The 11,357-nt window shown below is 75.1% G+C and carries 9 protein-coding genes; 3 read left to right on the forward strand and 6 right to left on the reverse strand.

Annotated features, from left to right (window positions below; all coding sequences use genetic code 11):
• Positions 1-126: 126 nt before the first annotated feature.
• The 4 genes from ACFV4F_RS27290 to ACFV4F_RS27305 form a co-directional block, all read right to left on the reverse strand.
• Positions 127-927 (reverse strand): hypothetical protein, encoded by an 801-nt coding sequence (locus tag ACFV4F_RS27290; RefSeq protein WP_380445229.1) that lies wholly within the window; start codon positions 925-927, stop codon positions 127-129.
• A 91-nt stretch (positions 928-1,018) separates the two neighbouring features.
• Positions 1,019-2,026: a TolB family protein gene (locus ACFV4F_RS27295; protein ID WP_380445243.1), complete on the reverse strand. Its 1,008-nt coding sequence runs from the start codon at positions 2,024-2,026 to the stop codon at positions 1,019-1,021.
• 86 nt (positions 2,027-2,112) lie between these two features.
• Positions 2,113-3,423 carry an MFS transporter gene (locus ACFV4F_RS27300; RefSeq protein WP_380445228.1) on the reverse strand — a complete coding sequence of 437 codons (1,311 nt, stop codon included), beginning with the start codon at positions 3,421-3,423 and terminating at the stop codon, positions 2,113-2,115.
• 5 nt (positions 3,424-3,428) lie between these two features.
• Complete coding sequence (locus ACFV4F_RS27305) at positions 3,429-4,334, reverse strand: alkaline phosphatase family protein (RefSeq protein WP_380445227.1); 906 nt, start codon at positions 4,332-4,334, stop codon at positions 3,429-3,431.
• Positions 4,335-4,619: 285 nt separating this feature from the next.
• Here ACFV4F_RS27305 and ACFV4F_RS27310 point away from each other — a divergent pair, with 285 nt between their 5' ends.
• Together ACFV4F_RS27310 and cobC are read left to right on the forward strand one after the other, a co-directional pair.
• A complete protein-coding gene (locus tag ACFV4F_RS27310) occupies positions 4,620-5,852 on the forward strand; it encodes a cobalamin biosynthesis protein (RefSeq protein WP_380506296.1) in 1,233 nt (410 codons plus the stop codon).
• Positions 5,849-6,901 carry an Rv2231c family pyridoxal phosphate-dependent protein CobC gene (cobC, locus tag ACFV4F_RS27315; RefSeq protein WP_380506299.1) on the forward strand — a complete coding sequence of 351 codons (1,053 nt, stop codon included), beginning with the start codon at positions 5,849-5,851 and terminating at the stop codon, positions 6,899-6,901. Before ACFV4F_RS27310 ends, cobC begins: the two co-directional genes overlap by 4 nt.
• Positions 6,902-6,913: 12 nt before the next feature.
• Here the strand turns inward: cobC and ACFV4F_RS27320 are convergent, their stop codons facing one another.
• A complete protein-coding gene (locus tag ACFV4F_RS27320; protein WP_380506302.1) occupies positions 6,914-7,729 on the reverse strand; it encodes an MOSC domain-containing protein in 816 nt (271 codons plus the stop codon).
• Complete coding sequence (locus ACFV4F_RS27325) at positions 7,726-8,274, reverse strand: hypothetical protein (RefSeq protein WP_380445223.1); 549 nt, start codon at positions 8,272-8,274, stop codon at positions 7,726-7,728. Before ACFV4F_RS27325 ends, ACFV4F_RS27320 begins: the two co-directional genes overlap by 4 nt.
• A gap of 199 nt (positions 8,275-8,473) precedes the next feature.
• Here ACFV4F_RS27325 and ACFV4F_RS27330 point away from each other — a divergent pair, with 199 nt between their 5' ends.
• A complete protein-coding gene (locus tag ACFV4F_RS27330; RefSeq protein ID WP_380506305.1) occupies positions 8,474-11,296 on the forward strand; it encodes a ricin-type beta-trefoil lectin domain protein in 2,823 nt (940 codons plus the stop codon).
• The last annotated feature ends 61 nt before the right edge of the window (positions 11,297-11,357 follow it).

The raw sequence follows: 11,357 nt of genomic DNA on the forward strand, positions 1-11,357 counted from the left end.
GCCCCGGCCCCTACGCCGGCCTGCCCCCCCCCGGCCCCCGCCGCGGCCCCGCCCGCCCGCGCACCCCCCGTCCCCCCGCCGACCCCGCGGGGGGGGGGCACGGCGTCGGGGCGGGAGAGGAACGCGTCAGCCGGTGGCGCGGACGTAGATGTCGGCGGCGCCGGGAAGGCCCCCGGGGATGGTGGAGACGTAGATGCGGCGGCCGGTGGTCGTGGTGGGGGCGGCCGAAGCCACCGTCGGAGTGGCCGCGGGGCTCACGGTCACCGTCGCGGTTGCCGTCGCGGTCGCCGTCGGAGTGGGCGGCGGCGGGGTGTCGTCGTCCTCGTCCCTGTCCCCGTCCCCGTCCCCGTCGACGGCCGCGGGCACGAGCGCCGAGTCCGCCGGGGCCATCTCCGTGGTCACCGTCGGGGACGGCCCGGGGAGTTCGGGCGCCGACGGGGACGGCTCGGGGAGTTCGGGCGCCGACGGGGACGGCTCGGGGACTTCCGGGGCCGTCGTGGGTTCGTTGCCGCCGAGGGCCGTGGAGAGGTCGGGCGGGAGCGGGGCGGCGGGGCCCGGGTCGGGCAGGTCGTAGGCGCGCAGGAAGTCGGCGAGGCCGACGTCCTTGCCGCCCGCGACGCGGTAGTGGAGGTACGCGACGGCGGACCCGTCGGGCGCGTGGGTGTAGACGGAGCCGACGGGCACGAAGGCGCGGCCCGCGCCCGGGTGCTGGGACGGGTGGAGGCCGGCCAGGCGTTCGGCGCGGTCGCGGTCGGTCTCGCGGCCGCCGCCGCCCAGGGTGAGGGTGTTGATGCCCCGGACGAGCAGGGCCGCCGCGACGGAGACGAGCAGCACGAGGCTCACGGCGACGGTGCGGCGCAGCACCGGCCGGCCGTGCAGGGCGGGCCAGGAGTCGGTGACCACGCGCTCGGGCGGGATTCCGTCCACCGTTGTCGCTCCCCCGTTCGATCGAGCCGTCACCGTGCTCGACGAGGGACCGCGGCCGAGAGTTCCTCGACGTGCTCCGCCGCCCCCTCGCTCACCCCACGTACGCGGGGGCGACCGCGGCCGTGGTGACCCGCCGGGCGGCGCCGGTGCCGTCGGCCGGGACGGTCCACAGGTCGGCGCCGTAGTCGCCGGGGAGGGCGTAGAGGAGGGTGCCGGTGTCGCTCCAGAGTGCCTGGTCGTCGATGTTGCGCTGCTCGGCGGTGGCGGTCTCGGTCATGGTGGCGAGGTCGAGGACGTAGAGCCGCCAGGGCGAGTCGGCGGGCAGGCCGGGCACGCGCTTCTTGTAGGCGACGCGGGTGCCGTCCGGGGAGAGCGAGGGGCACTCGACGTCGTCGTGGAGGGTGGTGAGGGTGCGGGCGGCGAGGTCGCCGCGGACGAGGTGGGTGGTGCCGCCGGAGGCGAGGGTCGCGTAGAAGGTGTTGTCGTCGGCGAAGGTGACGCCCCAGATGTTGACGTCGTGCGCCCGGAACGGCTGCCCGTCCTTGATGACGTCGAAGGTCTCCAGGTTCTCGCGGAGGTTCCCGTCGCGGACGTCGACGATCGAGGTGCGGGTGGAGAAGTCGGTGCCGGCGTAGGAGTCGCCGCTGACGAAGACGGTCCAGGCGGCGAAGTGGCCGGAGGGCGAGACGCGGGCGCGCGTGGGGATGCCGGCGGCCGGGAAGGAGCGCGTCTCCTTGAGGTGGTCGTCGAGGACGACGGCGCGGTAGGTGTCCTCCAGGGCGCCGTGTTCGGCCTGGAGGCAGATGCCGGTGCCGCCGGCGGTGTGGAAGCGCAGGCACTTGACGCCGGAGGCGGTGCGGGGGCCGTCGGCGCGGTCGGCCGGGACGGTGGTGAGCTCGTCGCGGTGCGGGCCCCACGCCATGTTGCGGAACACCAGCCGTCGGCCGTCCGGGGCGGCCTTGAGGGACACCGTCCCGGACGAGACGGCCGGGCCGCCCGCCTGCGGCCGGTCGCGGCGGGCGGTGCGGTCGGAGGCGTGGAGGACGGCGCCGGTGCCGACGGATCCGAGCAGCAGGACGGCGACCAGCAGGATGAGCACCCTGGCCCGGTTCCCGAGGGTCCGGCCCTGGACGGGCCGGTCCGGAACGGGCTCGTCGAGGAGCGGCTGGTTCTGGAGGGGCTGGTTCACGAGGACACCTCACGGGCGGGTTCGCGGAGCACGACGGCCGCGCCGACGACGCACAGGGCGAGCGCGCCCGCCGACCACGCGAGCGCGGTGGAGCCGCCGGTCGCGCTCCACAGCGCGCCGAACAGCAGCGAGCAGGCGAACCGGGCGAGCGCCTGCCCGGTGCCGACGAGGGCGAGCCCGGCGCCGCGCTGCTCGGCGGGCACGGTATCGGCCGCGGCGGCCGCGAGGACGCCGTCGGTGGCGGCGTAGAAGGAGCCGTGCAGGACGAGCACGCAGATCACCGCGGGCAGTCCGCGCAGCGGCGAGAGCAGCAGCCCGTACGCGAGGAGCAGCAGCCCGTGCCCCGCGAGGAACAGCGTGCGGCGGCCGATCCGGTCGGCGAGCAGGCCCATGGGCACGGCGAGCAGGAGGAAGGCTGCGGCGGTGCCGAGCGGCAGCAGCGGGAACAGGGTGATGGACAGGTCGAGGCGGCGCTGGACGAGCAGGTAGACGAACGAGTCGCTGACGGTGGTGAGTCCGAGCAGGACGGCGCACACGGTGAGCCGCCGGAGCCCGGGCAGCCGCAGCAGCCGCAGGCCGTCGCGCAGCGAGGGGGCGGCACGTGAGGGCTCGTCGCCGGTGAGCCGGTTCGGCACGAACAGCAGCAGGACCAGCACGCCGAACACCGCGACGCACGCGCTGACGGTGAACACCGCGTCGTAGCCGTGCCGTTCGCCGCCGTCGGCGAGCAGCGGGCCGCCGGCCAGGCGGAGCACCAGGAACGCGGTGAGCGGCCCGAGCAACGCGCCCGCCGTGTCCATCGCGCGGTGCACGCCGAACGCCCGGCCGCGGTGCGCGGGGTCGCTGGCGAGCGAGATCATCGCGTCGCGCGGGGCGGTGCGCAGGCCCTTGCCGGTGCGGTCGACGGCGATGACGGCACCGATCAGGGGCACGGTGTGGGCGAACAGCAGCAGCGGCTTGCACAGCGCCGACAGGCCGTAGCCGACGGCCGCGACGGCCTTGTGCCGGGGTGCGCCGCCGGCGCCGCGCCGGTCGGCGAGGTGGCCGCCGGCGAGGCGGACGAGCGCGCTGAAGCCGTTCTGGATGCCGTCCAGCAGCCCGAAGCCGAGCGGCGAGAGGCCGAGCCCGGTCAGCAGGTAGAGCGGGAGGACGGCGCTGACCATCTCGGAGGAGATGTCGGTGACCAGGCTGACGGTGCCGAGGGCGATGACGGCCCCGGGCACGGCGCGCAGGGCGGCGCCCCGCCGCCCCGGCGTTTCGGCCGGGGCGGCGGGGGCCTTCGAGCTGCGGGATTCCGCGACGTACACGGGCGTCAGTTCCAGATGCCGGTGATGTCGTTCGCGCTCGCGGAGTTGCCGGCGTGCGCGCTGAGGCCCGCCAGGTCCTCCAGCGTGTGCAGCACGTCGTAGTGGTTGTAGCTGGTGGAGGTGCTGCTGCCGGGGGCGACGTGCGCGCCGTAGACCACGGTGGGGATGCGGTTGCCGGAGAGCTTGTTGTCCTCGTCGAAGGTCATGACGAGCAGGCTGTTGTGGCTCCTGGCCCAGTCCGCGTAGGCGGCGAGGTTGGTCTGGATCCAGGAGTCGCCGGTGCCGACCGAGCAGTCGTGCATGTCGTCGCAGAGGTCCGGGACGACGAACGACACCTTGGGCAGGGTGGTGAAGTCGGCCGGGAACGCGTCCATGCCGTACGCGCTGGAGGTCGGGACGTTGCCGAAGCCGAACCAGGGGTTGTGCTTCTGCGCGTAGTTGTCGACGCGGCAGTCGGTGGCGCCGACGCCGGGGATGCCCTCGTTGTAGCTGGCGAAGGTCTGGCCGGCGTCCAGCAGTTCGGAGGCCAGGTTGGGCGCCTGCATGGTGCCGACGTCGACGCAGCTGTCGTCGGTGACGCCCTGGGAGCTGCCCGAGAACAGCATGTAGTAGTTGGGCTGGCTGGGGTGGGTGAGTGCGTAGGACTGGGTCAGCGTCGCGCCTCCGGCCACGAGGGTGTTGTTGACGTAGGGCGCGTTGGAGCTGCCGACCACCTGCGAGTAGGCGTGGTTCTCCATGACGACGACCACGATGTGGTCCGGCGTCGGCAGGGCGGCGGCGGTGTCGGCCGCGGCGTCGCCGGTCGCGGCCCACAGGCCGAGCGAACCGGCCGAGAGGCCGAGGGCCGCGGCGAGCGCGGTCAGGGTGCGGCGGCGAGGAGTGCCGGGGGTACGGAGTCGTGCGAAGGCCATGGGGGTCCTCCGGGCGTCGAATGTGCTTCGGGCTTGATGGGGGTTGAGCGCCGAAAACAGTAGGATCGCCGTGGTGTCGTGTACCGCACAAGACAAGTGAAGAACAGACGAACAGCTGCCGCCCGCGCGCGGGCCGCCCCACCGACGTCACAGCCGCCGGCGATTGACCCGTTCCGGCCGGGCGTGGTGGGATCACCTGGGCTTTTGGCTGTCGGGGCGGGTCCGGACGGGGCCGGCCCGAAGCCGGGTCAAACCCTGGTCAAGGAGCGAGCTGAGGAGCTGGACGTGATCGGGCTGGTCGCTGTCAACGGGTCGGTGCGGCCACTCGCCGCCGAACTGCACGCCGCCTGGCCGGACAGCAGCAAGGTCTACCGGGCCTCGGTCGGCAACTGCTTCGGCCCGCCCGAGGCGATCACGCTGGCGCTCGTCGAGTGCGAGTACGTGATCTGCTTCGCCCCCCTCCCGGGAGCCGCCCGCCTGTTCGACTACGCGGGCCACCTGAGCAGCAAGGACAAGGGCCTGCTCTGCGTGGACCCCCTGCGCCGGTACGTGATCCCGCTGAGCAGCGACCCCGCCACCGCGGAGCTGGCCTGGGAGGTGGCGGCCGTGCTCGGCGTCCAGCCGGTGATCACGGACCGCCGGGACCCGCGCGAGACCGCGCTCGCCGAGCCGGCCCGGCAGGCCGCCCCCGGGACCGGGACCGGCGGCCCGACAGCGGCACCCGCGGAGGAACCCGTCCTGCGGATCCCCGACCCGCAGGACCCGGACGACCCCGACAGCGACCTCGCGGTCCTCCCCCGCACGCTCGTCCTCGGCATCGGTGCGGGCAGCGGCACCGAGGACACCGAGGCGATGCGGCTGCTCATGGACGTCCTGCGGGAGACCGGACTGTCCCGCCAGTCGATCGCCCGCATCGCCACCGTGGCCGGCAAGGGCGACCACCCGGCCGTGAACTGGGCCCGCTGGTGCCTCGGCCGGACACCGGTGGACGAGCACCCGGCGGACGTGCTCGCGACCGTCCCGGTGCCGAACCCCTCCGCCGCGGTCGGCGCCGCGGTCGGCACCGCGAGCGTCGCCGAGGCGGCGGCGCTGGCGAGCGCGCCCGGCGGCGAACTCGTCGTCGCCAAGCGGAAGTCGGCGCACGCCACGATCGCGATCGCGCGGACGGCGCTGCGCGGACGGCTGACGCTGGTCGGTCTCGGCCCCGGGCCGCACGACCTGCTCGTGCCGCGCGCCCTGGAGGCGCTGCGGAGCGTCTCGGCCGTGGTCGGCCCGCCGGACGCGGTCGCGGCGGCCGCCGGACTGCTGCGCCCGGCCACCCGGCGGATCGCGACGGACGACAGCGCCGGGGCCGCCGCCACCCTGGCCTCGCACGGCCACGACGTCGCCCTCGTGGCCCTCGGCGACGGCGCCGCGCTGAGCGTGCCGCCCGGCGCGTACGACGTCCTGCGCGTCCCCGGTCTGCCCCTCGACGTCCGGGACGCGCCCCGGGAACAGCACCAAGGAGACCCCGCGTGACCCGAGCCGAACCCGACCTCCGCCACCACGGCGACGCCGAGGTGCGCGCCGACGGGCTCGGCCTGGTCGACCTCGCCGTCAACGTCCGCACCGGTACGCCCCCGCTCTGGCTGCGCGAGCGCCTCGCCGCCACGCTAGGCGAACTGGCCGCCTATCCGGACCAGACGACGGCGCGCGCGGCCGTCGCCGCGCGGCACGGACGGCCGGTGGACGAGGTGCTGCTCACCTCGGGCGCCGCCGAGGCGTTCGTCCTGCTCGCTCGCGTGCTGACACCACGTCACATCACCGTCGTGCACCCGCAGTTCACCGAGCCGGAGGCGGCACTGCGCGACGCCGGGCACGCCGTGCACCGGGCGCTCCTGTCGCCCTCGGACGGCTTCCGGCTCACCCCGGGCGCCGTCCCGGAGGAGGCCGACCTGGTCGTCCTCGGCAACCCGACCAACCCGACCTCCGTCCTGCACCCCGCCGACGCCGTGGCCGCGCTGGCACGCCCCGGGCGCACCCTGGTGGTGGACGAGGCGTTCATGGACACCGTGCCCGGCGAGCGCGAATCCCTCGCCGCCGCCCGGGACCTGCCCGGCCGGGTGGTCGTGCTGCGCAGCCTCACCAAGACCTGGGGCCTGGCCGGGCTGCGGATCGGCTACGTGCTCGGGCCCGCGCCGCTGATCGCGGAGCTCGGCGCCGCGCAGCCGCTCTGGCCGGTCTCCACCCCGGCGCTGGCCGCGGCCGAGGCGTGCAGCACGCCGGCGGCACTGGCCGAGGCGGAGGAGGCCGCCGCCGAACTCGCCCTGTGGCGCGCGAACCTGCTGAAGGGCCTGGCCGGTTTCCCGTCCGTCCGGGTGCACGGGGAACCGGCCGCGTCGTTCGTCCTGGTCCGGCTGCCGGGCGCGGCCGCCGTGCGGGAGCGGCTGCGGGCGCGCGGCTTCGCCGTCCGCCGCGGGGACACCTTCCCGGGCCTGGGCGAGGAGTGGCTGCGGATCGCCGTCCGGGACGAGCCGACGACCGCGCGCTTCCTGGACGCGCTGGCGGCCGTGCTGGACGAGGCCTGACCGGGCCCGTCCTCAGCGCAGCGTGACGGCGTCCCCCACCGCGATCGGCCCCGGCGCCAGCACCTGCGCGTACACGCCCGCGCAGGGCAGCTCCGGCATGCCCTCCAGCGGCACCAGGCGGTTCTCCGCGGCGAGCACCCGCAGGGCGTCCGCGCTGCGCGGCAGCGGTCCGTGCCGCAGCGTCGGCACGGCGCAGCGCGGGGTGGGCACCAGGACGCGCAGGCGCAGGCTCGGCCCGATGCCCAGTTCCCGCCCCACCCAGCCGTTCTCGACGTAGCCGGTGCCGCCGGTCCGGATCACGGCGTTCGGCCGGTAGCGCTCGGCCTGCGCACCCGCGGCGCCGAGCGTCGAGGTGGTCAGGAGGTGCAGCGGCGCGAAGTCGAAGAACGTCCCGTCCGGCGCGGCCCGGCCCAGCTCGTTGACGGTGAAGGCGACGTCCTCCCCGATCCCGCGGGCCAGCACCTCCTCCGGCACGGCCCGCTCGATCGTCGCCGCGGGCGGGCGTTCGGCGATCAGCTCCACCTTGCGGCCGAGCGCCTCCGACAGCGCTGCCTCGTCCACGCCCCGGCCGTCCGGGCCGGTGATCGCCACCGTGCCGTCCGCCGCCGTCCCGGCCGTGAAGCCGAGCAGGCCGGCCCAGAGCCGCGGGTGCTTGGCGCTGGCGATCCGGCCCGTCCCGATGTCGCGCAGGGCGCGGACCCGGTCGCCCGCGAGGCCGCGCCCGGTGACGTCCGCGCGCGGCAACTCCTCCCCCAGCAGCGACTTCACCGGGTACCGGCGCAGGCGCTCGACCGTCCCGACGACCGTCCCTCCGGCGTCCCCGCTCACTGCCCGGCCTCCACCCGCTCGCCGTCCTCCGCCCACTCCCGGAGCGCCGCGAAGTGCAGCTCCCCGAGCCCCGCCCGGGGGTCGACCCAGAGCGGCAGGGCCGGACCCGGGTGGTGGGCGGCGATCCACTCGATGTCCTGCGGCCCGAGCTCGTCGTCCAGCCAGACGAAGGGGCGGCCGGCCGCCCAGGCGACGAGGTCCCGGGTCTTCCAGTGCAGGCCGTCCGGGTCCTCGCGGAAGACCTCCGTCCAGCGGATGTACGGGAGCTCGGGCAGGCCGATGCGGGGGCCTATGAAGGTGTTCGCCTCGTCCATCCAGGTGGTCGCCCACACCAGTTCGTACGGCAGGGCCAGCAGCTCCGGCCCGTGCAGCGGGTTGAGCCACACCCGCAGCGGCTCGACCTGCTCGCCCGGCCCCGGCCGGCGGCGCGCCACCCAGGAATCGGGCAGGACGTGGTGGGTGTCGTAGCCGTCGGGGCGCTGCTCCCCGGGGGCTGCGTAGGGGTTCAGGGGCCCGTCGACGTCGATGAGCAGAAGGGGCGTCATACCTGTTCATCCTGACCGTCCCCGGCCGGGTTGACTACCGGGTTTCCGGCCCCGGGGTGCTAGCGTCGCGGCGGCCCGGAAGAACCTGCCCGGGCCTCCACACGACAGAGCGTAAGGTCGGCAGACTCCGTTGATTTCCATACCGAGAGCGGCACAGCGCCCGCTCGCCCCGCGCGGCAGACGGGCCCTCGGCGCCACCGTGGCCACCGTACTGGCCGGCACGGCCTTCGGGTTCGTCCCGGCGGCCGCCGCCGCGCCCGCGCAGGGCTCGCTGCAGGATCAGTTCCGGGCGGCGGCGGCCGAGTTCCGGGTGCCGGAGGGCGTGCTGCTCGCGCTGTCCTACCAGGAGACCCGCTGGGACTCCCACCGGGGCGCGCCGAGCACGACCGGCAACTACAACGTCATGGGCCTGACCCAGGTCGACGTGGCCGCGGTCCGCGCGGCGCTGGCCGCCGGTCCGGGGCCCGACACGGCCGACGGCCGCGGCGACGACCTCCCGCCGCGGCCGGTCTCCGGCACGCCCACCGCGCCGGCCGTCGAGGACGGCCCGGAGCTGCACACGCTCGACGCGGCGGCGGCGCTGATCCACCGTCCGGCGGACGACCTCAAGCGGGACGCCGCGCAGAGCGTCCGCGGGGGTGCGGCGCTGCTGGCCGAGTACCAGCAGGAGTCCCTGAAGCAGAGCGGCCGGGCCGCCTCGGCGGACCCGAGCGCCTGGTACCAGGCGGTGGCCCGGTTCAGCCGGTCCGGGGACGCGGGCGCGGCGAACCCGTTCGCCGACCGGGTCTTCGACACGCTGCGCAAGGGCGTCTCCCGGCAGACCGCCGAGGGCGAGACCGTCACCCTCGCGCCGGTCCCGGTCCCGAGCGTCCCGTCCACGGCGGCCCGGGCCGCCGCGCCGGCCCCGCGCACGGCCACCCGCGCCGCGTTCGTCACGACGGCGGCCGACACCGCGCCGGCGGGCGCCGCCCCGGCCACCACGGCCACCCCCGCCGCGGCGGCGGCCGACGGCAGCGTCGAGTGCCCGGCCTCGCTCGGCTGCGACTTCCAGCCCGCCGCGTACGCGCTCACCAACCCGAGCGACCCGACGTCCTACGGCAACTACACCAAGGCCAACCGCCCGGACGACGGCGACCGGATCCAGTACATCGTCATCCACGACACCGAGGGCGGCTTCGCCGGCTCGATCTCGGCGTTCCAGAACCCGAGCAACCAGGCCAGCGCCCACTACATGGTGCGTTCCTCGGACGGTCACGTCACCCAGCTGGTCAACACGAACAACGTGGCCTGGCACGCGGGCAACAAGACCGTCAACATGCACAGCATCGGCGTCGAGCACGAGGGCTACGCCTTCCCGACCGACCGCCCGACCTGGTACTCCGAGCAGCTCTACCAGTCCTCGGCCGCGCTGGTCGGCTACCTGGCGACCCGTTTCGGCATCCCGCTGGACCGCCAGCACATCATCGGCCACGACGACGTCCCCGGCCCGCTCCAGGCGAACGTGGCCGGGATGCACTGGGACCCGGGCACGTTCTGGGACTGGTCGCACTACATGGACCTGCTCGGCGCCCCGCTCAAGGCGGGCATCGGCGGCCTGCCGGCGGTCGGCGGCAAGGTCACCATCACCCCGGCCTTCGACGCCACCAACCAGCCCCCGGTGACCGGCACCGCCGACCGCCCGGAGAACTTCGTCTACCTGCGCACGGGCCCGGACCCGAGCGCCCCGCTGATCAACGGCGGCTCCACCAGGGCCGCCGACTGGAGCGACAAGGCCGTCACCGGCGCCTCCTACGTCGTCGCCGACCTGAGCGGCGACTGGACGGCCATCTGGTACGACGGCCAGAAGGCCTGGTTCTACAACCCCGGCGGCCAGAGCGCGACCGCCGACAACCGGCCCGGCCAGACCCTGCTGACCCCGAAGTCCGGCGCCGCCTCCATCCCGGTGTACGGGCGCAGCTACCCCGAGGCCTCCGCGTACCTCCCGTACCCCGCGATCACCGCGCAGGCCGTCACCCCGCTGAACGCCGCCGTGCCGGCCGGGCAGTCCTACGTCGCGGCGAGCGCGGCCCCGGTGCAGTCCGACTTCTACTACGGGCAGAACATCGACGGCAGCGCCCCCAACGACCGTACGCTGGTAGTCGGTTGCGACACCTACTACCCGATCCGCTACAACCACCGGCTGGCCTTCCTGAAGGCCTCCGACGTCGCGGGCGCCCCGGTCGCCGGGCCGTGCACCCAGGCGCCCACCCCGAGCGCGGGCGTGCTGCGCGGGGCGGGCTCCGGCCGCTGCCTGGACGTCCCGTTCGCGAGCCAGGCCAACGGCACGCAGCCCGACATCTGGGACTGCAACGGCGGCGGCAACCAGCAGTGGACCTACACCCCCGCCGGCCAGCTGACCGTCTACGGCGGCACCAAGTGCCTCGACGCCTACAACAACCAGACGGCACCGGGCACGGCCATCGACATCTACGACTGCAACGGCGGCGCGAACCAGCAGTGGCGTCGCAACGCCGACGGCACCGTGACCGGCCTCCAGTCCGGCCTGTGCATCGACATCACGCAGGCCGCGACCGCCAACGGCTCCGGCATCGCCCTGTGGACCTGCTCCGGCGCGGCCAACCAGCAGTGGCTCCGCACCGGCGCGCTGCTCGGCACCGCTTCCGGCCGCTGCCTGGACCTCCCGTTCGCGAGCCAGGCCAACGGCACCCAGCCCGACATCTGGGACTGCAACGGCGGCGGCAACCAGCAGTGGACCCACACCCCGGCCGGCCAGCTGACCGTCTACGGCGGCACCAAGTGCCTCGACGCCTACAACAACCAGACGGCACCGGGTACCAAGATCGACATCTACGACTGCAACGGCGGCGCCAACCAGCTGTGGCGGCTCAACGCCGACGGCACGGTCGTCGGCGTCCAGTCCGGTCTGTGCATCGACGTGACGCAGGCGGCCACCGCCAACGGCTCCGCGCTCTCGTTGTGGACGTGCTCCGGCGCGGCCAACCAGAAGTGGACCCTGGTCTGACCCCCGACCGGTAGGCACCGGAAACGGGGGGCCGGGGCGGCCCCCCCCCCGGGGGGGGGCC

The organism is Kitasatospora sp. NPDC059722 (assembly GCF_042733235.1).
In the GTDB taxonomy this organism is placed as follows: Bacteria; Actinomycetota; Actinomycetes; order Streptomycetales; family Streptomycetaceae; genus Kitasatospora.